Raw genomic sequence first — 21,913 nt, forward strand, 5'->3', positions numbered from 1 at the left:
TGGGCTGGCGTTGGCATGCGCGAGGTCCAGCCCGGTATGCAGCTTGCATCGCGATGGCAGACCGGGTGCGCCGCATTTCCGAGTGGGCTCAGGGGTTTGCAACCGCTGCATTCCGCTGTCTGCTGCGCTGCCTACAATCGTCCCCATGCGTTTACCTCACCACCAACTCACGATGACGGTGCTGATGTCTCCGGACATGGCAAATTTCTCGGGCAATGTGCACGGCGGCGCCATTTTGCGCGAGCTCGACAACGTGGCCTACTCCTGCGCAAGCCGCTATGCGGGGCGCTATGTGGTGACCTTGAGCGTGGACCAGGTGATGTTTTTGGAGCCCATCCATGTGGGCGAGCTGGTGTCGTTCTACGCCAGCGTCAACTACACCGGAACCTCGTCGATGGAGATCGGCATCAAGGTGGTGGCCGAGAACATCCGTGAGCGCAGCGTGCGCCATGTCAACAGCTGCTTTTTCACGATGGTGGCGGTGGACGACCAGCGCAAGCCGGTGCCCGTGCCGCCGTTGCAGCCGGAGACCGATGATGAGAAGCGCCGCTGGGACGCAGCGCTGACGCGCAAGGAACTGCGCAAGGAGCTGGCACGCCGTTTTGCGCAGACAACGCGCCAGACCGGCTGACGCCTGGCCCCTCGGCCCGTATCGCTGCGAGGCGTTGGGCCCGGTTTTGCTGGGCGATACGCAACGGTTCCATGGAAAAAGGCAAGGGTTGAACCTTGCCTTTTTCTCTTTCCTGGTGGGCAGCGCCACTGAGGGACTGCCTGCATCGGCTGGATCAGGTCCTGTCAGGTCTTGATCCGCGCCGGCTGCGCCGCTTAGCGTGCCTTGTTGGCGTCGCTGGGGCTGTCGCTGAACACGCCATCCACGCCCACTTCATAGAACAGCTTGTACTCGGCCGCCACCTTGCCCTTGAAGTCGCTGGCCAGCAGGGTGGCGTCGTTGCGGTAGGCCCAGGGGTGGACAAAGAGCTTGGCCGCGTGTGCCAGCGTGACCAGGTTGGTAGGCGGCATCATTTCGCGGTCGCGGTAGTCCCACTTTCCGTCGTTATTCAGGTCATCGGGCTGGCCATCGCCATTCTTGTCCAGGTAGCGGGCGGAGATGACGTAAGGCTTCCACGGCGAGATGCCGTTGGCATAGGTCTTGATCTGGGCCAGGCCGTCGGCAGTCACCATCTGGGCATAGGTGGTCGAGACGCCGGCCATCGTGAAGTCATAGGGCTGTGCATTGGGTGCCGACAGAAGGATGCTGCCGTCAGCTGCAAGCTCCGGATTGCCATTGATCATCTGCACCAGCCGAACCTGGGTTTTGGCGCGCAAGGTCTTGAGGTGGGCGACTTCCAACGAGCGCACGATCACCGGTGCCGTTTCCTGGGTGTAGCCCGCGGCGGTGAAGGCCGCCAGCAGCTTGTCTTCCATGGCCAGGCCCAGCTGGCTGTGGTAGGTGGGGTTCAAGGTCTGCAGATAGAGGCCGACGGTCTTGCGCTGGCGCTTGGCGTAGGCGATCACATCATTGAGAGACAGGATCCGGCCATTGTTGGCGCCGACCGGTGGCGTGGTGGATGCGGGCAGTTTGGCGCGCAGGCTTTGCAGCTCCACCAGGGTGAAGTCAGAGGCAAACCAGCCTTGGCGCGACTGCCCATCGATCAGGCGCAAGGTCTTGCGGTTGGCATAGACGCTGCGGCTGGAGACGTCGGTGATATCAGTGATGTCGGGCGAGGCCAGGGCGACCAATTCGCCGTCCTTGCTCATCACCAGGTCGACAGCGATGAAGTTGGCATCCTGGGCGACGGCGGCATCAAAGCTCTCGGTGGTATTGGCGGCCTTGCCGTCGATGCTGCTGAGGGAAAAGCTTTGCGGTGCATTGCCGTCGAGCGTGGGATAGGGCTTGGGATTGGGGTTGGTGCCACCACCGTCGCCCGGGCCCAATTCGGTCTTGCAGGCGGTCAGTGCGGTGATCGCCAGGGCCGCGGCGCACAGGCGCCAGGTACGTTGTCTTTGCATATGCTAGGTGCTCCTCGTCTTATGGTTGGGACGTGGAGAAACAATCTGTGCATATGTAAAGATCAATTACTTTACGCTATGGATGCCCTGTCTTCCACGCTCGAATGGCTATCGTATCCGCAAATCTCGGAGAAATCTCGGTGGCCTGCTGGACCGATGGTACGGCTTGCCTGGGCCGCCAGTGCCACGCACTGCACCACATCGCCCACGACGATGATGCTGGGACTGGCCAGCTTGTCGCGGGCCATCGTGGCGGGCAAATGTGCCAGGTCGGTGATTGCATGGCGCTGCTGGGGCAGGCTGGCATGCTGCACGATGGCCACCGGCGTATCGGCAGGCAAGCCGCTGCCCAGGCCCTGGCTGATCGCCTCGGCACTGGCCACACCCATGTAGATCACCAGGGTCAGGCGTGCATCGTGCGCCGTGCGCGCCAGTTGCGCCCAATCGGGGCCTTGTCCGCCTGGCTTGGCGTGGCCCGTGATGAACACCACGCCCTGCGCATGGTCGCGGTGGGTCAAGGGGGCGCCCAGGCTGGTCAGCGCGGCGAGCCCGGCGGTCACGCCATTGATGATGCGCGGCTCGATGCCGTGGGCGCGCAAAAACTCCACCTCTTCACCGCCCCGGCCAAAGATAAAGGGGTCGCCGCCTTTGAGCCGCACCACGTTCTCACCGGCTTGCACTTCCTGCAGCATCAGGCGCTGGATGAAGGCCTGGGGCGTGCTCTGGCAGCCGCCGCGCTTGCCCACATGGACGATGCGGGCACTAGCGGGCGCCCACTGCAGCACGGCATCATTGACCAGGTCGTCCACCAACAGCACGGTGGCGCGCTGCAAAGCCTTGGCGGCAGCGATGGTGAGCAAGTCCGGGTCGCCCGGGCCGGCACCGACCAGGGTGCACTGGCCCTGGCCTGGCAATGGCGCATCAGCCGGCGGGCGTGCAGTAAGAGAGGGCAGGCTGCTGTCAGTCATGGTGGGAGGCTTGGGGAGCTGGTTGTGTTTGTTGGGCGATGGCCAGCACATGTTCCACTTGCTGGGCCAAGGCGGCGGGCACCGGCAATTGGCCGGCCAGCACGGCCTCGGTGTAGCGCGCGGTGGTGTCCGCATCGCGCTCGCTGGGCAAGCCGGGCACCTGGCTGTCGGTGCCGCTGCTGCGTGCCTGCAGCAACTGGTGCTGGCCTGCGACAAAGCCGTCGTACTGGGGGCTGCGGCGCGGGTCGGCGCAGACTTCGCCCTCCAGCCCGCGCGAGAGCAGGGCATTCGTCTGCAGCTCGGCCAAGGTGGCTTGCAGCATCGGCAGGTATTCCGGGTGCGTGTAGCTGCCCAGCAAGACGGCCGGTCCTTGCACTGGCTGCAGCAGCTTGGCAATGCTATGCCCCGGGTTGCGCAGGCCGATGAGCTGGCGCACCGCCAGCAGCTTGGCCAGCGCGGGCAGCAAGGTGGCGGTGTGCACCAAGGCCACTTCCGATGCGGCAATGGTGCCAGTCTGCGCGCGGGGCACTAAACCCAGGCGCTCGAACACCGCAAAGGCCGAAATGCGGCTCGCTTCAGTCTGCATGCCATGCACCAGCACCGGCAGGCCTTCGCGCGCCAGGAGCAAGGCCAGCAGCGGGGTCAAGGTGGGCAGGCGGCGCGCGCCGTTGTAGCTGGGCAGCACCACGGTGGGCAAGGCGGCTGGGCTGTGAAAGCGGGCGATGCGCGCATGCACGGCATCCCAGAGGCCGCACATCTCTTCGGCCGTTTCCCCTTTGATGCGCATGGCAATGCAAAAGGCGCCGATTTCATAGTCGCTGACCCGGCCATCGAGTATCTGCGCCATCACATCGCTGGCCTCGACGCGGCTGAGGGCTTTGGCGCCGCGTGCGCCGCGCCCGATTTCCTTGATGTAGTGCTGTATGGCCATGGCAGTAAAAAATGCGTTCACCCATTATTTTAGGTTTTATATATACGGAAGTAATAAGAAAAATCAGCCCATCCGGCATCTCGGGTATGCCGAGCCTGCGCCAGCAGATGGTTCCGGTTAACGAAGATTTGCGCCCCTGTGTATTGCACGGCCATGCTGAACGTCTACTATCTGCATTCTGTGCCACGCCCTTTGGGCTTTTGAAAGGAAAGAACATGTCCGCATCTCCCTCTATGGTCGATGAGCTCCTCGCGCAACTGCAGGGCGCACCGATCCAGCAGATGGCCCAAAGCCTGGGCCAGAGCGAGGCCCAGACCGAGCAGGCCGTGCAGGCGGCCGTGCCGATGATGCTGGGCGCACTGGGCAACAACGCGCAAAGCGCGGGCGGCGCCAGTGCCTTGTTCGAAGCACTGCAGCGTGACCACGGCGCTGCAGGCGGTGCTGGCGCAGGCCCTGACCTGGGCGGGCTGCTGGGCTCGCTGTTGGGTGGTGGCGGTGGGGCGCAAGCCGGTGGCATGGGCGGTTTGGGTGGCATGCTGGGCAGTGTGCTCGGTGGCGCTTTGGGCGGCGGCGCTGCTGCGGGCTCGGGTGCCGGTTCCGCATCGCCTGCGGCTCTGGATGGCGCCAGCATTCTGGGCCATATCTTTGGCGGCCAGCAAGACCAGGCCTCGGCCAGTCTAGGCCAGGCCACAGGCTTGGGGGCCAATGCCGGCAACCTGCTCAAGATGCTGGCACCGCTGGTGATGTCGTTCCTGGCGCAGCGCGTCATGTCGGGTGGCCTCAACTCCTCGCAGCTGGGCAATGCGCTGGGCCAGGAAAAAGCCCAGGTGCAGCAGCAAGGCGGCCTGGGTGGCGGCTTGCTGGGCTCGCTGCTGGACCAGAATGGCGACGGCAAACTCGATGTCAGCGACCTGATGAAGATTGGTGGCTCGCTGCTGGGCGGCAAGCGCTGAGCCCATTGCCCAAGCGGCAAACCCTGGCGGCCCGCCAGGGTAGCCCCGCCCCCGGGCGCAAAAGCGGCCCAGAGCGCCTACACTTTGGGCCCATGACTGAGCTGATATTGGGGATCGAATCCTCCTGTGATGAAACCGGCGTGGCCCTGGTGCGCACCCGTGGCCCAGGTACGGTGCCTGAGTTGCTGAGCCATGCGCTCTACAGCCAGATCGAGATGCACCGCGCCTACGGCGGTGTCGTGCCTGAGCTGGCCAGCCGCGACCATATCCGCCGCGTGCTGCCGCTCACACAAAAAGTGCTCGATGACGCGGGCTGCACGCTCGCGCAGATCGATGCGATTGCCTTTACCCGTGGCCCGGGGCTCGCGGGCGCCTTGCTGGTGGGCTCAGGCGTGGCCTGCGCCATGGCTGCTGCGCTGGACAAGCCGGTGCTGGGCGTGCACCACCTCGAAGGCCATTTGCTCTCGCCGTTTTTGAGCGAAGACCCGCCCGAGTTCCCCTTTGTGGCCCTGCTGGTTTCTGGGGGGCACACGCAGCTGATGCGCGTGGACGGCGTTGGCCGCTACCAGATTCTGGGCGAGACCATCGATGACGCAGCGGGCGAGGCCTTTGACAAATCGGCCAAGCTGCTGGGCCTGCCATACCCCGGCGGGCCCGAGCTGTCCCGCCTGGCGCAGGGCGGCGACCCGGAGGCCTTCAAGCTGCCGCGTCCGCTGCTGCACAGCGGCGATTTGGATTTCTCCTTTGCTGGCCTGAAAACCGCCGTGCTGACCCAGGCCAAAAAGCTCGGCGATGGCCTGGAGGCACGCAAGGCGGACTTGGCCGCATCGACCCAGGCGGCCATTGTGGATGTGCTGGTGAAAAAGACCCTGAATGCGCTGAAGGAGACCGGCATGCAGCGCGTGGTGGTCGCCGGCGGCGTGGGGGCCAACCGGCTGCTGCGCGAGCAGCTCAACGACGCCTGCCGCAAGCGTGGCATCCGCGTGCACTACCCCGAGCTGCACCTGTGCACTGACAATGGCGCGATGATTGCGATGGCGGCTGCCATGCGCATCGAAGCGGGGCAACAGCAGGCCGAGAAGGTCTATGCCTTTGACGTCAAGCCGCGCTGGCCGCTTGATGCCATCGTGCAGCAGCCGCCGGCTCCCGCCACTGCGGCATAGACGGTCACTGGCGCTGGTCATGTACCGGTGACGCAATCAAAAGGGGCCTTTTCAGGCCCCTTTTGCTCGGTGGGTGTGCTTGCGCTGATCTTATGCAATCGCCAAGGTTTGGGTCGCTGGCTGGGTGGTGCTCAGCACCAGGGTCAGCACGCCGTTTTCCAGGCTGGCCTTGGACGCTGCGGCATCGATGCTGGCAGGCAGCTTCCAGGCGCGCTGGATGCTGCGTGGTGCGCCTTCGATGCTGGTCAGCCGCACGGTCTTGTCCTGCAGCTCAATGCGCAGCTGTTCGCGCGACAGGCCGGGCACATCGATGCCGATGCTGAACACGGAGCCGTCTTGCTGCACGGTGTCCTGGCTCGTGGTGCCCGTGGTAGTGGCTTGCAGAAAACGCTGCAAGGCGGCATCCATCGCGGATGGGGAGACAGCGTAGGCCGAGCGGTGCATCAGAGGGGTCATGATCATCTTCAATCCTTGTGAAACAGGGCAGCGGGTTTGCTGCTCGATGACTGATAGTTGGATGAAGAAGCCGCAATTTCAAGAGAAAATTGCTGGCTTTTATTTTTGCAATGCAGGCCTTGAAAGCCTGCAGATCACGTCCATATGGATTGCCCGGCCAGCGATCAAGGTGCGCTGAAATTGGCCGGGTCGGGCGTGCGCTGCTGGCGCGCCTTGCTGCGCAGATAGGCCTTGGCGGCAGCCTCGGCGGTGGGAGAATTGCTGGTCTCGCTGCCGGGCTCGCTGTCCGTCGCTGCGGGCGCACCGCTGCGCGCACGCGCAATCGCCTGACCCAGCTCAACCACCGACATCGCGTAAAAGCTGGACAGGTTGTAGCGCGTGATGGTGTAGAAGTTGGGCGTGCCCACCACGTACTGGGTCGCAGCGCTCGCGTTGGGCAGCTCGATCAGCGCCAGCGGGCCTGTGTGCTGGTCGCCTGGCGCCTGGATGCGCAGGCCCAGCGCGGCCATCTCGGCGGCGCTGAAGCTGGGTTTGATATCCGGCGCGAGCAAGGTCTCCAGCTGTGCCGGTGTGCTGTTCACCTGCACATCGTAGTAAGCCGGCATGCCGCGTTGCCAGCCATGGGCGACAAAGTAGTTGGCCACCGAGCCGATCGCATCGGCCGTGCTGCCAAACAGGTTGATCTTGCCGTCACCATCAAAATCGACCGCGTAGTTGGACCAGCTGGTTGGCATGAACTGGGGCATGCCCATGGCGCCGGCATAGCTGCCCACCGTATCGAAGGGGTTGCTGTCAGTGAGGTAGGCCGTGGCAAGAAACTGCTCCAGTTCGCCCCGGAAATACTTGGCCCGGTCGGCCGCGCGCGGGTGGCTGGCGGGATAGTCAAAGGCCAAGGTGGCCAGCGCATCGACCACGGTAAAGTTGCCCATCTGCTGGCCATAGATGGTCTCGACCCCGATGATGCCGACGATGTACTCAGCCGGCACCCCATAGGTCTGCTCGGCACGGGCCAGCGTGGCGGCGTTCTCGTTCCAGAAGCGCAGGCCGGCGCGTATGCGGATCGGCTCGACAAAGCGGCTGCGGTAGCCGCGCCAGTTCTTGACGCCAGCGGGCCCCGTGCGCGGCGTCATCAGGCGCTGCACGGTGGCGTTGAAGCGGGCTTGCTTGATGCTGGCGCGCAGCCAGGCCTCATCGATATGGCGGCGCTCGGCGACTTCGCGGACAAAGGCTTCGGCCTCGGGCCGGTTGGCATAGCTGGATGCGGTGGGGGCGGAGTCAGCGCTGCGGGCCTTGTTGGTCGTGTTCTTTTGTGCGTAGGCGCCCGTTGCGCACAGGCCGGCGCAAAGCAGGGCCACAGTGGTCTGAAGAATTCGGTGCATGGGGTTTTATACCTTGTTTGCCAGGGCCCGCAGGCGGGACCAGGGCAGAAGTCGTAATTGTTTGCGAAGCGCTGCCAGCTCGGCCTTGGGCGCTGACTCGCCGGTGGCATGCGCGTAGCGCTGGCGCTCCATGGCCTTGAGCCATTGGCCAAAGGCGGGTGCCACCTCGGGTGCCTGGGCGTGCAGCATGCGGGCCAGCGCGCGTGGCGTGGCCGCATGGCCCTGCGCAGCCTCGGGCAGGCCGGCCTGGCGCAGCCGTTTGCGCGCCAGGCCCAGCAGGGCCAGCCAGGGGTCTGTGCGCCTGCGCTGGTACTGCAGGGCCAGCACCACGATGATGGCCGCCGCCAGTACCAGGCCACCCAGAATGCGCACCAGATCCATCCAGTTGGGGCTGGACAGGCCCAGCTTGCTGAGCATGTCCATTTGCTCGCGCTGGGTGTAGCTCAGCACCCACTGGTTCCAGCTGTTGTTGACCGCCTCCCAGACTGCGCGCATGCGCTGCAGCCCGTTGATGGTGGCGGCATTGCTGACACTGAACCCCATGAAGTTGGGGGTGTTGAGGCGCTGTGCAGCCCCGACACGGCCAGGGCTCACTGCGCCGGTTGGATCAAAGCGCACCCAGCCTTGTTCTTCGCCCAGCCACACTTCAGCCCAGGCATGGGCATCGGCCTGGCGCACGGTCCAGTAGCCGTCGACGCTGTTGGCTTCGCCCCCTTGGTAGCCGGTCACAATGCGCGCGGGCACGCCGGCGCTGCGCAGTGCAATCACAAAGGCGGCGGAAATATGCTCGCAAAAGCCTTCTTTGCGGTCGAACCAGAACTGGTCGGCCGCCTGGCCTGTGTAGACGCCCGGGTCCAGCGTATAGGTGTAGCCGCCGCTGCGCAGCTGCCCCAGCAGGCGCTGCACCAGTTGGGCGCTGCGGTCGGGGCGCTCGCCCACCTCGGCGCTCAGCTGCGCCACCCAGGCCTGGGTGCGCGGGTTGCTGCTCGCTGGCAGCCGGCGGTTGAAGGCCAGCTCGCGCTTGCCCGCCTGCATGCCAAACTGGTAGCGCGTGTGGCTCTCCACAGCGATGCGGGTCACCTCGGTGATGGGCCGGTTGCTGAGCCACTGCAGATCGCCGGTGCTGTAGGCGCGGCCGCGTGGCAGCACGGGCGCCTCTCGGGTCAGGTCCAAGGTCAGCAGCCAGGGCTTTTGGTGCGGCTCCAGGGTCAGCTCGTAGCGCAGTGCCTCGCCTTCGGTGCGGATGTCGGCAAACATCCGGTCGTCGGGATTGCGAAAGCTGGGCGTCGCGCGCCAGGTCGTGCCATCGAAATCGGACAGCACCGGCCCGCGCCAGTACAGCTGGTTGGCGGGGGGCGGCCGGTTTTGCGGTGTGTCGAACTTGACGCGAAACGCAATGCCCTCGTCCTGGGCCAGCGATGCCACCGAGCCCACGGTCATCTCATCAGACAGGCCGGTCTTGGCCGTCGGATTCTGGGGCACCCCCCAGAGCGGCGCCATGCGCGGGAAGAGCACAAACAGCGCCAGCGTGAGTGGCGCGCCAATGGCCACCATCTTGAGCGACAGGCCCGCTGCAAACTTGAGCGATGGTTGCCCCACGGGCATATGCGCATGGACTAGCGCGGTGAGCAAGCCCACCAGGCCCATGGCAATGGCCAAGGCTGTCAGCAGCGATTGCGAATGCAGGAAATTGGCAATCAGCGCAAAAAAGCCCAGGAAGAAAATGACCATCGCATCGCGCTTGGCACGCAGCTCCATGGTCTTGAGTGTCAGCAGCATGCTGACCAGCGTGACGCCGGCATCGGCGCCCAAGATGGTGCGGTAGCTGAACAAGGTCAGACCAACGACCAGCACCAGTAAGGCCAGCAGCTGCCAGCGGCCGGGCAGCGGTTTTTGCAAAAGCGCAATGCGGCCGCGCCAGGCGAGCAAGGCATAGGCGAGCGCCGAGGCCCACAGCGGCAAGGTGGCCGTCAGCGGCAGCAGTATCCAGCCCACAACGGCCAGCAAAAAGAGGGTGTCGCGCGCCTCGCGTGGCAGGCTGGACCAGCGGCTCGCGCCTGAGGTGTGGGCAGGGTTGAAAACAGAGGGCATCGTGCTGCTCCTAGGCCAGCGCCAGTGCGCGCAGGCAGGCCTGGCGGTGGGCGGGACCGCTGTCAGCGGCTTGCTCGGCATTGGCCGCTCCCAACCGCAGTCCGTAGCGCAGGCCTTGCTGGTCGGCCATCAGCACCCAGGCGGTCAGGCGCGAGAGCTGGGCCTCTCGCTCTGCCAGGCCGCAGTGGCTGGCATCGAGCCACAGGTCCTGCTGCGCCTGGTGCTGGTTGTCGCGCACGACGAAATGGCCACTGCCCGTGGCCAGCGAGGTCGCCGCTTTCTTCCAGACCACCAGCTTGAGCGGGTCGCCGCGCCGGTAGCTGCGCACGCCATCGAACTCCCCACTGCTGGCCCGCAGGCTGGTGCTGCTGCCGCTGCCGGCATCGGCCAGGCCCAAAGGCAAGGGGGGCGGGTGGGATTCGGGGCTGGGGTAGACCAGCGCTTTTTCAGTGGTTCTAAAGACGGTCCACATGCGAAAGACGCCGAGTGGAAAGCGGGTCTCGACCAGCACCGCAGGCAGGCTTTGGTAGCCACGCTGCTGGGCCTGCGTGCTCAGTTGCATGGGGGTGGTGGCTTGGGGCGGGGCGTCCACCAGGCTCAGTTCATGGCCTTGGTAGTGGCGTGTGCCCAGTGCATAGCGGGCGCGCCGGCTGGGGTTGTCCAGGCGCAGATCCAGGCGCAGCGGCTGACCGGCAAATTGCGCCTCGGGGGCATGCAGCTCCAGCTGCAGACCCAGCAGATTGCGGTAGCCGATACCCACCGACACCAGCGCCGCGCCGGTGAGCATGAAGGTCAGCAAAAAGCCCAGGTTGAGCTGAAAGTTGATGCTGGTCACCAGCAGCACCAGCAAGGTGAGCGCCAGCATCCAACCGGCACGCGTGGGCAGCAGGTAGAGGTTGCGGCGGCTGATGGCATGGCGGCTGGCGCTGGGCAACTGGGCCAGCCACCACTGGCGCATGCGCTGGCCAAGCCGCTGAACAGGGCGGTTGCGGGGCTGCCCTGAAGCCGCTGGGGGCGCACTCACGCTACTGCAGCGCCACGCTGTCCATCATCGCGCGCACCTGCTCGACCGCGCTGCGCCCCGAGGTGCTGACCGGCACCAGCCGGTGTGCGGTGGTCTGCGGCAGGATCGCCTGCACATCATCGGGCGCCACATAGTCGCGGCCCTGGATCAAGGCCTGCGCCTTGGCGGCCCGGATGAGGCCAATGCCCGCGCGCGGGGACAGGCCTTGCACAAACCACTGGCCCGAGCGCGTGGCAGCGATCAGCGCCTGCACATAGTGGATCAGTGCATCGCTGGCGCGCACGCTGGTCACCTCCTGCTGCAGGAACTTCAGCTCGACGGCCGAAGTGAGCGCAGGCAACTGGTTGGCGATGTCGCGGTGGCCCTGGCCGGCCAGCAGCTGGAACTCTGCCGCCTGGTCGGGGTAGCCCAGCGAGATACGCATCAAAAAGCGGTCGAGCTGGCTCTCGGGCAGCGCATAGGTGCCCAGCTGGTCGAGCGGGTTCTGCGTGGCGATGACAAAGAAAGGCTGGGGCAGTGGGCGCGTGGCGCCTTCGACCGTGACCTGCTTTTCTTCCATCGCCTCCAGAAGCGCGCTTTGCGTCTTGGGGCTGGCGCGGTTGATCTCGTCGGCCAGCAAAACCTGGGTGAATACGGGGCCGGGATGAAACACAAAGGCCTGCTGCTCGCGCTCATAGACCGATACGCCGATCAAGTCGCTGGGCATCAGGTCTGCAGTGAATTGCACCCGCGCAAACTGCAGCCCCAAGGTGCGGGCCAGCGCATGCGACAGCGTGGTCTTGCCCACGCCCGGTACGTCTTCAATCAGCAGATGTCCTCCCGCCAGCAAACAAGTCAGACAATCCTGAACCTGCGCCGGTTTCCCCACAATCACCGTGTTAAGCTGAGTCAATAATTTTTGTATGGTGTGCTGTGTCTGCATACCAGCACAATAAACGACAAAGGCAGTTAAGGAGACGAAAACTGTGTCCAAGACAGGTTATTTCAGCCACCGTGACTGTTGGCTGCACGACATGGGGCCTGCCCACCCGGAATGCGCTGCACGCCTGGATGCGATTGAAGACCGCTTGCTGATCACTGGGGTGGGGGATGCGTTGGAGCGGCGCGACGCCCCCAAGGCCAGCATGTCCGATCTGGAACTGGGCCATGAGCGCCTGCATATCGCATCGATACGCGGCCTGTCCGAGATGGCGGCCGATAACCAGGCCATTGGCGGCCCCGCAACCTTGATGCTGGACACCGACACTGCCGTCAACGGTGCCACCTGGAATGCCGCATTGCGCGCCTGTGGCGCGGCTCTGGCTGCGACCGATGCCGTCATCAGCGGCGAGATGGAAAACGCCTTTTGCGCCGTGCGCCCGCCGGGCCACCATGCCACGCGCAAGCAGGCCATGGGCTTTTGTTTTTTCAACAATGTCGCGGTGGCTGCCAAGTATGCGCTGATGCGCCACCAGCTCAAGCGCGTGGCGATTGTCGACTTTGATGTGCACCACGGCAATGGCACCGAAGACATCTGCGCAGGCGACCCGCACATTCTGATGGTGGGCATATTCCAGCACCCCTTCTACCCGCATTCGGGCGACAAGGACCCGGCGGCCAATATGCTCAATGTGCCGGTGCCGGCATACACCAAGGGCATGGACATCCGCGAGATTGTCGAGACCTACTGGATCCCGCGCCTCGAAGAGTTCAAGCCCGAGATGGTCTTCATCAGCGCCGGCTTTGATGCCCACCGCGAAGACGACATGGGCCAGCTGGGCATGGTCGAGGCCGACTACGCCTGGATCACCCACCGCATCAAGGACATTGCACGGCGCTTTAGCAAAGGCCGCATCGTCTCCTGTCTGGAAGGCGGCTATGTGATGACGCCGCTGGCAGCCAGTGTGGAAGCCCACATCCGCGTGCTCGCCGATCTGTAAACACCTTTTGAGGACCCGGACCCATGACGGACAGCAACTTGCTTGTGCACAGCCGCGATGCGCGCGGTGTGGTGACCTTGTGCATGAATGATGCGGCGCGCTTCAATGCGCTGGGCGATGAGATGCTGGCGGCCTTGCGCGCCGCGCTGGCGGCCATTGCGCAGGATCCATCGGTGCGGCTGGTGGTGCTGGCCGCGCAGGGCCGGGCCTTTTGCGCGGGCCACAACCTCAAGGACATGGCTGCCCACCCGGACCGCGCCTGGTACCAGGACCTGTTCAACCGCTGCAGCCAGGTGATGATGGCGATCCAGAAGCTGCCGGTGCCCGTGATCGCACGTGTGCAGGGCATGGCGACTGCAGCCGGCTGCCAGTTGGTGGCGCAGTGTGACCTGGCCGTTGCCAGCAGCGAGGCGAGCTTTGCCACCAGCGGCATCCAGTACGGCCTGTTCTGCGCCACGCCCAGCGTGCCCCTGGTGCGCAACATGCCCATCAAGCAGGCGATGGAGATGCTGCTGACGGGCGAATTCATCAGTGCCGAGCAGGCGCTGGCCCAGGGCCTGGTCAACCGGGTGGCCGCGCCCGAGCAGCTCGATGCCGAGCTGGAAAAGCTGGTCGCGGCCATTGTCAGCAAACCCGCTGCGGCCGTGCGCATGGGCAAGGCCCTCGTCTACCAGCAGCGCGAGCTGGGCATCGAAGCGGCCTACCAGGTGGCGAGCCAGTGCATGGCCTCCAACATGATGGACAGCAACGCGCAGGAAGGCGCGCAGGCCTTTGCGCAAAAGCGCAAGCCGGTCTGGTCCTGAATCCCGCGCGCATCCGGCAGGGCCAAGTCCGTCTAGGATGTCGGCCGGTCCTACAAACGCCAGCGCGCCATCGGTGATAGGGTACGAAACCAGCATATGCTCGCGCCTATGCTTTTTTTTTGACTCTATGAGACCGGCGCATGGATATCTTTGATCGTTTACTACAGGACTTTGAACAGGCCAGCACCTGGCAGGAGCTGGCTGTTCTCGTGATTTGCCTGGGCCTGGCCTGGTTGCTCACGCGCAGCTTTTACCGCCACCGCGACGATGGCAAGCCTTCAGTCTGGTTTGGCAAGACGGCCTGGGGCGGGGCGCTGTTTCCGCTGATGGCATTGCTGATGACGGCCGCTGCCCGCATGGTGGTGGAGCATTACCAGCCGGTGTTTTTGCTGCGGCTGGCGGTGCAGATTTTGCTGTCGCTGGCGGTGATTCGCCTGGTGGCCCGGGTGCTGGCCAAGACCTTTCCCAACTCCACCTTGGTGCGCCTGATCGAGCGCATTTTCTCGTGGCTGGCCTGGGGTGTGGCGGTGCTGGGCATCCTGGGTGTGCTGCCGCAGGTGATGGCCCAGCTCGATGCCGTGCAGTTCGCCTTTGGCAAGACGTCGATATCGGTGCTGGAGCTGTTCCAGGGGGCGATATCGGTGGGCATGGTGATGTTGGTGGTGCTGTGGATTTCGACCACCTTCGAGCAGCGCGTGATCGATGACATGGTCAAGGACCTGTCGATGCGCAAGATGGCCGTCAACCTCACGCGCATGCTGCTGATCACGGTCGGCCTGCTGGTGGCGCTGTCACTGGTCGGGGTCGATCTGACGGCGCTGTCGGTGCTGGGCGGTGCCTTCGGGGTCGGCCTGGGCTTTGGCATGCAGAAGATCGCCTCCAACTATGTCAGCGGCTTTTTGGTGCTGATCGAGCGCGCCTTGCGCATTGGCGACAACGTGCGCGTTGACGGTTTTGAAGGCCGCATCACTGACATCCGCACGCGCTACACGGTGATTCGCGCATCCAACGGGCGCGAATCGATTGTCCCCAATGAGACCTTGATCACCCAGCGGGTGGAAAACCTCACCGATGCCGACCAGAAGTTCAATCTGACCACCCAGATTGTCGTGGGCGCAGACAGCGATGTCGCGCAGGTGCGCGAGGTCTTGAAGAGCGCAGCACTGGCGCAGGCCCGGGTGCTGGAAAAGCCCGAGCCCTCGGTGTTTCTGGTGAATTTCGCGCCCGACGGGCTGGAGTTCAGCCTGAGCTTTTACATCAACGATCCGATGAACGGCCAGGCCAATGTGAAGTCGGCGGTCAATATCGCCGTGCTCGAGGGCCTGCGCGCTGCCAGCATCGAGATTCCGTTCCCGCAACGTGTTTTGCATATCCAGAACAATAGCGGCGGTGCAATACCTGCCAGCCAGGGCTGATGAACCGCCAACTTGTGCGGAAAATGGAGGCTGCTGCGCAGCGATGCGCCGATAATTGGTCGTTATGGCTCGTCTGGTCATAAAAAAGCACGACCGTGCTGTTTTTGTGCGATGATGGCCTGATCCATGCCCATGGCTGAGTGGCCGCGCCAACGCGCCGCCACTGGCGCAAACCTATTGAACAACTCAGGAGTCGAGGTTTATGAAAGTACTGGTACCCGTCAAACGCGTGGTGGACTACAACGTCAAGGTGCGCGTCAAGAGCGATGGCTCGGGAGTGGACATTGCGAACGTGAAGATGTCGATGAACCCCTTTGATGAAATCGCGGTGGAAGAGGCCGTGCGTTTGAAGGAAAAGGGCGTGGTCACCGAGATCATCGCAGTGAGCTGCGGCGTGACCCAGTGCCAGGAGACGCTGCGCACGGCGATGGCCATTGGTGCAGACCGCGCCATCCTGGTCGAAACGGCCGAAGAGCTGCAGCCGCTGGCGGTTGCCAAGCTCCTGAAGGCGCTGGTGGACAAGGAGCAGCCGGGCCTCGTGATCTGCGGCAAGCAAGCGATTGACGACGACGCCAACCAGACCGGCCAGATGCTGGCAGCGCTCGCTGATCTGCCCCAGGCCACGTTCGCCTCCAAGGTCGAGGTCGCTGGCGACAAGGTGAGCGTCACGCGCGAAGTGGACGGCGGTCTGGAGACCCTGTCTCTGTCCATGCCCGCTGTCATCACCACCGACCTGCGTCTGAACGAGCCGCGCTACGTCACCTTGCCCAACATCATGAAGGCCAAGAAAAAGCAGCTCGACACCGTCAAGCCCGAAGACCTGGGTGTGGACGTGAGCCCGCGCCTGAAGACCTTGAAGGTGCAGGAACCTGCCAAGCGCGGCGCCGGCGTGAAGGTGCCCGATGTGGCGACCTTGATCGACAAGCTCAAGAACGAAGCCAAAGTCATCTGACCTTGACCCGACACCTGACACATTGAATGGAAAGACGATAGACATGACCGCTCTCGTTATTGCAGAACACGACAACCAAACGATCAAGACCGCCACGCTCAACACCGTCACCGCAGCCCTGGCTTGCGGCGGCGATGTGCATGTGCTGGTAGCGGGCGAAGGCGCAGCAGCTGCAGCCCAGGCCGCAGCCCAGATCGCAGGCGTTGCCAAAGTCATCCTGGCCGATGGCCCGGCGCTGAAAGACGGCCTGGCCGAAAACCTGGCCGCGCAAGTGCTGGCCATTGCCGGCAACTACAGCCACATCCTGGCGCCAGCCACCGCCTCGGGCAAGAACGTGGCGCCACGCGTGGCAGCCAAGCTGGACGTGGCCCAGATCAGCGACATCACCAAGGTGGTGAGCGCCGACACCTTCGAGCGCCCCATCTACGCGGGCAATGCCATTGCCACCGTGCAATCGATCGATGCCACCAAGGTCATCACCGTGCGCGGCACCGGCTTTGACGCCGCAGCGGCCACCGGCGGCTCGGCCGCGGTCGGGAACGCAGCAGCCGCCGCTGACAGCGGCAAGAGCAGCTTTGTGGGCCGCGAAGTGACCAAGAACGACCGCCCGGAACTCACGGCAGCGAAGATCATCGTCTCCGGTGGCCGGGCGCTGGGCAGCGCCGAGAAGTTCAACGAAGTGATGACCCCGCTGGCCGACAAGCTGGGCGCGGCCATTGGCGCGAGCCGCGCAGCGGTGGATGCGGGCTACGCGCCCAACGACCTGCAAGTGGGCCAGACCGGCAAGATCGTCGCGCCCCAGCTGTACATTGCAGCGGGCATCTCGGGCGCGATCCAGCATCTGGCCGGCATGAAGGACTCCAAGGTGATCGTGGCGATCAACAAGGACGAAGAAGCGCCGATCTTCAGCGTGGCCGACTATGGCCTGGTGGCCGATCTGTTTGAGGCTGTGCCTGAGATGGCCAGCAAGCTGTAAAAACGTGCCTGCAACCACCCCACGCCGCCACAGCATCCCGCTGACGCTGGATGTGAGGGGCAGCGTGGTGGTAGGCAAAAGCACATCAAGGCATCCCCTGGGGGATGCCTTTTTTTGTGTGTGCGGCGCACCCGAACCACGAGCAATGACAAGACGATAAGACGAGGAGACAACGATGAGCTACAAGGCACCTGTCAAGGACATGCTGTTTGCGATGGAGCACCTGGCCCGCATCGACCAGGTGGCACAGATCCCCGGTTTTGAAGAAGCGGGGCTGGAGACGGCGCAGGCCGTGCTGGAGGAATGCGCACGCTTTAACGAAGAGGTGGTGGCGCCGCTGAATGTGGTGGGAGACCTGCAGCCCTCGACCTGGAAGGATGGCCAGGTCAGCACCACGGCGGGGTTCAAGGAGGCCTTTGCGCAGTATGTGCAAGGCGGCTGGCAGGGCCTGCAGCACCCGGTGGATGCCGGCGGCCAGGGCTTGCCCAAGACGATTGGCGCGGCCTGTGTGGAGATGCTCAACAGTGCCAACATGAGCTTTGCGCTCTGCCCCTTGCTCACCGATGGCGCCATCGAGGCCTTGCTGACCGCCGGCAGCGATGCGCTGAAAACGACCTACCTGGACAAGCTGGTCTCCGGCCAGTGGACCGGCACGATGAACCTGACCGAGCCCCAGGCCGGCTCGGACCTGGCGTTGGTGCGCACGCGCGCCGAGCGGCAGGGCGATGGCAGCTACCAGGTCTTTGGCACCAAGATCTTCATCACCTACGGTGAGCACGACATGGCCGAGAACATCGTGCACCTGGTGCTGGCCCGGGTGGCGGGAGCGCCCGATGGCGTCAAGGGCATCAGCCTGTTTGTGGTGCCCAAGTTCCTGGTCCATGCCGATGGCACGCTGGGCGCGCGCAACGATGTGCACTGCGTGAGCATTGAGCACAAGCTGGGCATCAAGGCCTCCCCCACCTGTGTGCTGCAGTATGGCGACCACGGCGGTGCCACCGGCTTCTTGGTGGGCGAAGAGAACCGGGGCCTGGAGTACATGTTCATCATGATGAACGCGGCCCGCTATGCCGTGGGCCTGCAGGGCGTGGCCATTGCCGAGCGGGCCTACCAGCAGGCAGCGGCCTTTGCCAAGGAGCGTGTGCAAAGCCGCCCGGTCGATGGCAGTGTGGCCGGCAGCGCCACCATCATCCACCACCCCGATGTGCGCCGCATGCTGATGACCATGCGCGCCTACACCGAAGGCTGCCGCGCGATGGCCTTGACGGCAGCTGCCGCCTTTGATGCCGCCCATGCCCATCCCGACCAGCAGGTGCGCCAGGACAACCAGGCGTTCTACGAATTCATGGTGCCGCTCATCAAGGGCTACAGCACCGAGATGAGCCAGGAGGTGACCAGCCTGGGCGTGCAGGTGCACGGTGGCATGGGCTTTATCGAGGAGACGGGCGCCGCCCAGCACTACCGCGATGCCAAGATTTTGACCATCTATGAAGGCACGACCGCCATCCAGGCCAATGACCTGGTGGGCCGCAAGACCGCGCGCGATGGCGGCCAGGCTGCGCGTGGCATCGCCAGCCAGATTGCGCAGACCGAGCAGGCGCTGAAGGCCAGCAGCTCGGGCGCTGCCCAGGCTTTTGTGCGTGCGCTGGCGCAGGCGCGGCAGGACTTTTTGGCCGTGGTCGACTACGTGGTGGCCGGCAGCAAGACCGCGCCCAACGATGTGTTTGCGGCCAGCGTGCCGTATCTGATGCTGGCGGGCAATCTGGTGGCCGGTTGGCAGATGGGCCGGGCCTTGCTGGCAGCCGAGCAGCAACTGAGCCAAGGCGCGGGCGACAAGGCGTTTCTCGAAGCCAAGGTGACAACCGCACATTTCTATGCCACGCATATTTTGGTAAAAACCTCGGCATTGCGTGAAGAAATCCTGCATGGTGCGGCCCCGGTGATGGCGCTGCCGCAGGACAGCTTCTGAGCGCCATGCCCCCACACAAAGCCCCCCCCGTGCGCCTGGGCCAAGGTACACGGGGTCTGCGCCGCCCAAGCGACGCAGCAGGCTTTTGCCCTTTGAAGGAGACCTTGTATGTCCAAACTTCCCGGCGCGTTGCAGAACGTGCCTTTCCCGGTCATCGGCTCGCCGCTGTTCATCGTCAGCAACCCGCAGTTGCTGATTGCGCAGTGCAAGGCCGGCATCGTCGGCTCCATGCCGGCGCTCAATGCCCGCCCGGCCGAGCAGCTCGATGACTGGCTGGCCGAAATCACCGAAACCCTGGCCGCGCACAACCGCGCCCACCCAGACCAGCCCGCCGCGCCATTTGCCATCAACCAGATCGTGCACCGGACCAACGAGCGTCTGGAGCATGACATGGCGCTGTGCGAAAAGTACAAGGTGCCCATTTTGATCACCTCGCTGGGTGCACGCGAGGACGTGTTCCAGGCCGCCCATTCCTGGGGCGGTGTGGTGATGCACGACATCATCAACAACAGCTTTGCACACAAGGCCATCGACAAGGGGGCCGATGGCCTGATTGCCGTGGCCGCTGGTGCCGGTGGCCATGCGGGCATCAAGAGCCCGTTTGCGCTGGTGCAGGAAATCCGTGAATGGTTTGACGGCCCGCTGGCCTTGTCGGGCAGCATTGCCCATGGCCGTGCGGTGCTGGCAGCCCAGGCCATGGGCGCCGACTTTGCCTATATCGGCTCGGCCTTTATCGCCACCGATGAGGCGCGCGCCGTCGAAGAGTACAAGCAGATGATCGTCAGCTCCAACTCGGACGACATCATCTACAGCAACCTGTTCACTGGCGTGCATGGCAACTACCTGAGCCCGTCGATCCGCGCAGCTGGCATGGACCCGGACAACCTGCCGGTCTCCGACCCCAGCTCGATGAGCTTTGGCAAGGAGCGCAAGGCCTGGAAAGACATCTGGGGCAGTGGCCAGGGCATCGGCGCCATCAAGCAGGTGGTGCCCGCTGCCGAGCTGGTGGCCCGGCTCAAGCGCGAGTACTTCGACGCCCGCGACGCGCTGCTGGCTGGCGGCCCGAGCCGCGCGTCAGCTACTGCACAGGCGGCGTAACGCGCAGATACCTACACCGGCCGCCTGGGCTGAACTTTGGCCCTGCGGCGCTGTCCAACCGCGCTTGACGGCTACGGTGTGATGCGATGGAGAATCAGTTTTTTGCCCAGGGTGCCCCCCAGCCGCTGCAGCGCCGCCGCTGCCTGTTATGGGCTGCCGCTGCCTTGGTGGCTATGGCTGGCCTTATGACCAGCGTGGCGCAGGCTGCCGATGCCAGCCTGCCTGCCGGTGCACGCAGCATCCGCATCAGCCAGGCGCAACTGCAGCAGGCAGTCGCTGCCAAGTTTCCGCTGGCCCGCTCCTGGCAGGGCATGGTCGTCATCCAGCTGCAAAAGCCCAGCGTGCAATTGCTGACAGCCAGCAACAGCCTGCGAGCCGCCTTCGATATCTGGGTGACCGAGAAGCTGATGGGCAACGAATACCCTGGCCAGATGACCCTGGATTTTGGCCTGGCCTTCGATGACGCCGAAGCCAGCATTCGCCTGCACAACGTGCGTGTGCAGCAGCTGCAGATGCAGGGCGTGCCTGCTGCCTACCAGGGCATGTTCCAGACCTATGCGCCCCGCCTGGCCGAGCAGGTATTGCAAGGCCTGCTGGTCTATGAGCTGCCGGCCAGCCAGCGCATGCTGCTGCAAGGCCTGGGCTATACGGTCGAGCGCATGGAGGTGCAGGAGCAAGGCCTGCGCATTGTGCTGGCGCCCAAGACAGCCACTGCTGTGCCAGCGCGTTAGGCCAGCGTGTAGGGGTAGTGGGCGGATAAGCCTGGTGCCAGTTGCTCCATCAGCGCCAAGGCTTGCAGTACCACATCCTGCCCCTGGTCCATCCCCTGGTCTTGCGCAGCTTCGAGCTGCGCCATCAGATCGGCCAGTTGCAGCCATTGCCCGGCATCGATACCCAGCGGCTGGGGCAGGGCATCAGGCCCGGCAGCGTGGTCCAGAAAGGCAACGGCCTGCTGCTGGTCACGGCTCAGCAGCCAGGCGTCACCGGTGCCCGAGCAGGCAAACACCCACCAGTCCTGGCCCAGCATGGCCAACGGGGCGTCGCGCCCCCAGGTCTCTTGGGCCGCGGCCAGGTGGTCCAGCAGCACAAAATCGCCGGCGATCTCGGTCGTGGGCAGGCCATGACCGGGCATCAGGCCAGGCACCACAGCGGGCCAGGTGCTGCCGGGCCAGAGCCGCTCGGCAATGGCAGCCGGCGCTTGCAGGGCCAGCATCTCAGTCGTTGCCTTCCTTGCGGGCGGGCGATTTTCCGGTCAGCCGGTCCTTGAGGGTCAGCACGCGGGTGACGGCGCTGCCCATGCCCATCAGCTGCAGGGCGGTGTCGGGGTTGAGGCGCTGCACATCGTCAAACCAGGTCATCAGCTTGTCGATCAGGTCGTACATCTCCTGCATGCGCTGCTGGGCGTACTGCTCATCGGCGGAATGGGTTTCCTGCAGCAGGGCCGAGCGCAGCATCGACTGCGTGGGTTCGATCTCGCGGCGGCGGCGCTCTTCGGCCAGGGTGCGAAAGATCTCCCAGACATCAGCCGGCGCTTCAAAGTATTCGCGCCGGTCGCCCGGCTGGTGGCGCATATGCACCAGGCGCCAGGATTGCAGCTCCTTCAAGCCCATGCTGACATTGGAGCGCGAGAACGACAGGCCCTCGGCAATCTCGTCGGCATTGATCGGCTGGGGCGAGAGAAAGATCAGCGCGTAGATCTGGCCCACGGTGCGGTTGATGCCCCAGCGGCTACCCATCTCGCCAAAATGTGACACGAATTGGCGGGTGAGCTCGGGCAGCGGCGTTGGGGCTTGTTTCATGGCTGTG

22 protein-coding genes are annotated in these 21,913 nt (G+C 64.5%); 12 read left to right on the plus strand and 10 right to left on the minus strand.

Annotated elements, in window-relative coordinates; all coding sequences use genetic code 11:
* Positions 1 to 145 precede the first annotated feature (145 nt).
* Positions 146 to 631, plus strand: coding sequence for an acyl-CoA thioesterase (locus N4T19_RS00075; protein WP_116927295.1), 486 nt, complete (start codon positions 146 to 148; stop codon positions 629 to 631).
* A gap of 194 nt (positions 632 to 825) precedes the next feature.
* Here N4T19_RS00075 and N4T19_RS00080 read toward each other — a convergent pair whose 3' ends face one another.
* The 3 genes from N4T19_RS00080 to ybiB all read right to left on the minus strand — a co-directional run bounded on the left by N4T19_RS00080 (position 826) and on the right by ybiB (position 3,909).
* Positions 826 to 2,010, minus strand: coding sequence for a glycerophosphodiester phosphodiesterase family protein (locus N4T19_RS00080; protein ID WP_260719143.1), 1,185 nt, complete (start codon positions 2,008 to 2,010; stop codon positions 826 to 828).
* Positions 2,011 to 2,081: 71 nt separating this feature from the next.
* The gene (gene cobA, locus N4T19_RS00085; protein WP_116927297.1) at positions 2,082 to 2,978 is read right to left on the minus strand and encodes a uroporphyrinogen-III C-methyltransferase; all 897 of its coding nucleotides are present in this window, start codon (positions 2,976 to 2,978) and stop codon (positions 2,082 to 2,084) included.
* Entirely contained in the window at positions 2,971 to 3,909 is a 939-nt protein-coding gene (ybiB, locus tag N4T19_RS00090) for a DNA-binding protein YbiB (RefSeq protein ID WP_260719144.1), read from the minus strand. Before ybiB ends, cobA begins: the two co-directional genes overlap by 8 nt.
* Positions 3,910 to 4,124: 215 nt before the next feature.
* Here ybiB and N4T19_RS00095 point away from each other — a divergent pair, with 215 nt between their 5' ends.
* The gene (locus tag N4T19_RS00095; protein WP_116927299.1) at positions 4,125 to 4,862 is read left to right on the plus strand and encodes a DUF937 domain-containing protein; all 738 of its coding nucleotides are present in this window, start codon (positions 4,125 to 4,127) and stop codon (positions 4,860 to 4,862) included.
* 92 nt (positions 4,863 to 4,954) lie between these two features.
* Entirely contained in the window at positions 4,955 to 6,025 is a 1,071-nt protein-coding gene (gene tsaD, locus N4T19_RS00100; protein WP_116927300.1) for a tRNA (adenosine(37)-N6)-threonylcarbamoyltransferase complex transferase subunit TsaD, read from the plus strand.
* 90 nt (positions 6,026 to 6,115) lie between these two features.
* Here the strand turns inward: tsaD and N4T19_RS00105 are convergent, their stop codons facing one another.
* A complete protein-coding gene (locus N4T19_RS00105; protein ID WP_116927301.1) occupies positions 6,116 to 6,487 on the minus strand; it encodes an Hsp20/alpha crystallin family protein in 372 nt (123 codons plus the stop codon).
* Here N4T19_RS00105 and N4T19_RS00110 point away from each other — a divergent pair.
* Positions 6,480 to 6,659 (plus strand): hypothetical protein, encoded by a 180-nt coding sequence (locus N4T19_RS00110; RefSeq protein ID WP_133248206.1) that lies wholly within the window; start codon positions 6,480 to 6,482, stop codon positions 6,657 to 6,659. The two genes, N4T19_RS00105 and N4T19_RS00110, sit on opposite strands and share 8 nt — an antisense overlap.
* Here N4T19_RS00110 and mltB read toward each other — a convergent pair.
* From mltB to N4T19_RS00130, 4 genes are all read right to left on the minus strand, one after another.
* Positions 6,646 to 7,860: a lytic murein transglycosylase B gene (gene mltB / locus N4T19_RS00115; protein ID WP_260719145.1), complete on the minus strand. Its 1,215-nt coding sequence runs from the start codon at positions 7,858 to 7,860 to the stop codon at positions 6,646 to 6,648. The genes N4T19_RS00110 and mltB overlap by 14 nt on opposite strands.
* A 6-nt stretch (positions 7,861 to 7,866) precedes the next feature.
* The gene (locus N4T19_RS00120) at positions 7,867 to 9,951 is read right to left on the minus strand and encodes a transglutaminase family protein (protein ID WP_260719146.1); all 2,085 of its coding nucleotides are present in this window, start codon (positions 9,949 to 9,951) and stop codon (positions 7,867 to 7,869) included.
* A 10-nt stretch (positions 9,952 to 9,961) separates the two neighbouring features.
* Positions 9,962 to 10,909, minus strand: coding sequence for a DUF58 domain-containing protein (locus N4T19_RS00125; protein ID WP_260719147.1), 948 nt, complete (start codon positions 10,907 to 10,909; stop codon positions 9,962 to 9,964).
* Positions 10,910 to 10,976: 67 nt separating this feature from the next.
* Positions 10,977 to 11,897, minus strand: a complete 921-nt coding sequence (locus N4T19_RS00130) for an AAA family ATPase (protein WP_116927305.1) — start codon at positions 11,895 to 11,897, stop codon at positions 10,977 to 10,979.
* Positions 11,898 to 11,988: 91 nt separating this feature from the next.
* On the opposite strand from N4T19_RS00130, the gene N4T19_RS00135 reads away from it, so the two are divergent.
* The 8 genes from N4T19_RS00135 to N4T19_RS00170 all read left to right on the plus strand — a co-directional run bounded on the left by N4T19_RS00135 (position 11,989) and on the right by N4T19_RS00170 (position 20,838).
* On the plus strand, positions 11,989 to 12,894 hold the full coding sequence (locus N4T19_RS00135) for a histone deacetylase family protein (RefSeq protein WP_116927306.1): 906 nt from the start codon (positions 11,989 to 11,991) through the stop codon (positions 12,892 to 12,894).
* Between the two features lie 23 nt (positions 12,895 to 12,917).
* Entirely contained in the window at positions 12,918 to 13,697 is a 780-nt protein-coding gene (locus N4T19_RS00140) for an enoyl-CoA hydratase (protein ID WP_182345259.1), read from the plus strand.
* A gap of 140 nt (positions 13,698 to 13,837) precedes the next feature.
* Positions 13,838 to 15,112 (plus strand): mechanosensitive ion channel family protein, encoded by a 1,275-nt coding sequence (locus tag N4T19_RS00145; protein ID WP_182345260.1) that lies wholly within the window; start codon positions 13,838 to 13,840, stop codon positions 15,110 to 15,112.
* A gap of 202 nt (positions 15,113 to 15,314) precedes the next feature.
* Positions 15,315 to 16,064: an electron transfer flavoprotein subunit beta/FixA family protein gene (locus tag N4T19_RS00150; RefSeq protein WP_116927872.1), complete on the plus strand. Its 750-nt coding sequence runs from the start codon at positions 15,315 to 15,317 to the stop codon at positions 16,062 to 16,064.
* Positions 16,065 to 16,107: 43 nt separating this feature from the next.
* Positions 16,108 to 17,040 (plus strand): electron transfer flavoprotein subunit alpha/FixB family protein, encoded by a 933-nt coding sequence (locus tag N4T19_RS00155; protein WP_260719148.1) that lies wholly within the window; start codon positions 16,108 to 16,110, stop codon positions 17,038 to 17,040.
* Positions 17,041 to 17,215: 175 nt separating this feature from the next.
* The gene (locus N4T19_RS00160) at positions 17,216 to 19,009 is read left to right on the plus strand and encodes an acyl-CoA dehydrogenase (protein WP_260719149.1); all 1,794 of its coding nucleotides are present in this window, start codon (positions 17,216 to 17,218) and stop codon (positions 19,007 to 19,009) included.
* 108 nt (positions 19,010 to 19,117) lie between these two features.
* Complete coding sequence (locus N4T19_RS00165) at positions 19,118 to 20,107, plus strand: NAD(P)H-dependent flavin oxidoreductase (protein WP_260719150.1); 990 nt, start codon at positions 19,118 to 19,120, stop codon at positions 20,105 to 20,107.
* A gap of 86 nt (positions 20,108 to 20,193) precedes the next feature.
* Positions 20,194 to 20,838, plus strand: a complete 645-nt coding sequence (locus N4T19_RS00170; RefSeq protein WP_260719151.1) for a DUF1439 domain-containing protein — start codon at positions 20,194 to 20,196, stop codon at positions 20,836 to 20,838.
* Here the strand turns inward: N4T19_RS00170 and N4T19_RS00175 are convergent.
* The gene (locus N4T19_RS00175) at positions 20,835 to 21,320 is read right to left on the minus strand and encodes a hypothetical protein (protein WP_260719152.1); all 486 of its coding nucleotides are present in this window, start codon (positions 21,318 to 21,320) and stop codon (positions 20,835 to 20,837) included. The genes N4T19_RS00170 and N4T19_RS00175 overlap by 4 nt on opposite strands.
* Before the next feature lies 1 nt (position 21,321).
* A complete protein-coding gene (locus N4T19_RS00180) occupies positions 21,322 to 21,906 on the minus strand; it encodes a GbsR/MarR family transcriptional regulator (RefSeq protein ID WP_182345264.1) in 585 nt (194 codons plus the stop codon).
* Positions 21,907 to 21,913 lie beyond the last annotated feature (7 nt).

It is taken from the genome of Comamonas squillarum (assembly GCF_025309455.1).
GTDB lineage: Bacteria > Pseudomonadota > Gammaproteobacteria > Burkholderiales > Burkholderiaceae_C > Comamonas > Comamonas squillarum.

Bases quoted from the DNA above. Each gene is read 5' to 3' on its own strand.
- N4T19_RS00075 (WP_116927295.1), top strand. From the start codon at position 146: ATGCGTTTACCTCACCACCAACTCACGATGACGGTGCTGATGTCTCCG.
- N4T19_RS00155 (WP_260719148.1), top strand. From the start codon at position 16,108: ATGACCGCTCTCGTTATTGCAGAACACGACAACCAAACGATCAAGACC.
- N4T19_RS00180 (WP_182345264.1), bottom strand. From the start codon at position 21,906: ATGAAACAAGCCCCAACGCCGCTGCCCGAGCTCACCCGCCAATTCGTG.
- N4T19_RS00135 (WP_116927306.1), top strand. From the start codon at position 11,989: ATGGGGCCTGCCCACCCGGAATGCGCTGCACGCCTGGATGCGATTGAA.
- N4T19_RS00170 (WP_260719151.1), top strand. From the start codon at position 20,194: ATGGAGAATCAGTTTTTTGCCCAGGGTGCCCCCCAGCCGCTGCAGCGC.
- N4T19_RS00145 (WP_182345260.1), top strand. From the start codon at position 13,838: ATGGATATCTTTGATCGTTTACTACAGGACTTTGAACAGGCCAGCACC.
- N4T19_RS00105 (WP_116927301.1), bottom strand. From the start codon at position 6,487: ATGATCATGACCCCTCTGATGCACCGCTCGGCCTACGCTGTCTCCCCA.
- cobA (WP_116927297.1), bottom strand. From the start codon at position 2,978: ATGACTGACAGCAGCCTGCCCTCTCTTACTGCACGCCCGCCGGCTGAT.
- mltB (WP_260719145.1), bottom strand. From the start codon at position 7,860: ATGCACCGAATTCTTCAGACCACTGTGGCCCTGCTTTGCGCCGGCCTG.
- N4T19_RS00150 (WP_116927872.1), top strand. From the start codon at position 15,315: ATGAAAGTACTGGTACCCGTCAAACGCGTGGTGGACTACAACGTCAAG.
- N4T19_RS00110 (WP_133248206.1), top strand. From the start codon at position 6,480: ATGATCATCTTCAATCCTTGTGAAACAGGGCAGCGGGTTTGCTGCTCG.
- N4T19_RS00095 (WP_116927299.1), top strand. From the start codon at position 4,125: ATGTCCGCATCTCCCTCTATGGTCGATGAGCTCCTCGCGCAACTGCAG.
- N4T19_RS00175 (WP_260719152.1), bottom strand. From the start codon at position 21,320: ATGCTGGCCCTGCAAGCGCCGGCTGCCATTGCCGAGCGGCTCTGGCCC.
- N4T19_RS00120 (WP_260719146.1), bottom strand. From the start codon at position 9,951: ATGCCCTCTGTTTTCAACCCTGCCCACACCTCAGGCGCGAGCCGCTGG.
- N4T19_RS00140 (WP_182345259.1), top strand. From the start codon at position 12,918: ATGACGGACAGCAACTTGCTTGTGCACAGCCGCGATGCGCGCGGTGTG.
- tsaD (WP_116927300.1), top strand. From the start codon at position 4,955: ATGACTGAGCTGATATTGGGGATCGAATCCTCCTGTGATGAAACCGGC.
- ybiB (WP_260719144.1), bottom strand. From the start codon at position 3,909: ATGGCCATACAGCACTACATCAAGGAAATCGGGCGCGGCGCACGCGGC.
- N4T19_RS00080 (WP_260719143.1), bottom strand. From the start codon at position 2,010: ATGCAAAGACAACGTACCTGGCGCCTGTGCGCCGCGGCCCTGGCGATC.
- N4T19_RS00165 (WP_260719150.1), top strand. From the start codon at position 19,118: ATGTCCAAACTTCCCGGCGCGTTGCAGAACGTGCCTTTCCCGGTCATC.
- N4T19_RS00125 (WP_260719147.1), bottom strand. From the start codon at position 10,909: ATGCGCCAGTGGTGGCTGGCCCAGTTGCCCAGCGCCAGCCGCCATGCC.
- N4T19_RS00130 (WP_116927305.1), bottom strand. From the start codon at position 11,897: ATGCAGACACAGCACACCATACAAAAATTATTGACTCAGCTTAACACG.
- N4T19_RS00160 (WP_260719149.1), top strand. From the start codon at position 17,216: ATGAGCTACAAGGCACCTGTCAAGGACATGCTGTTTGCGATGGAGCAC.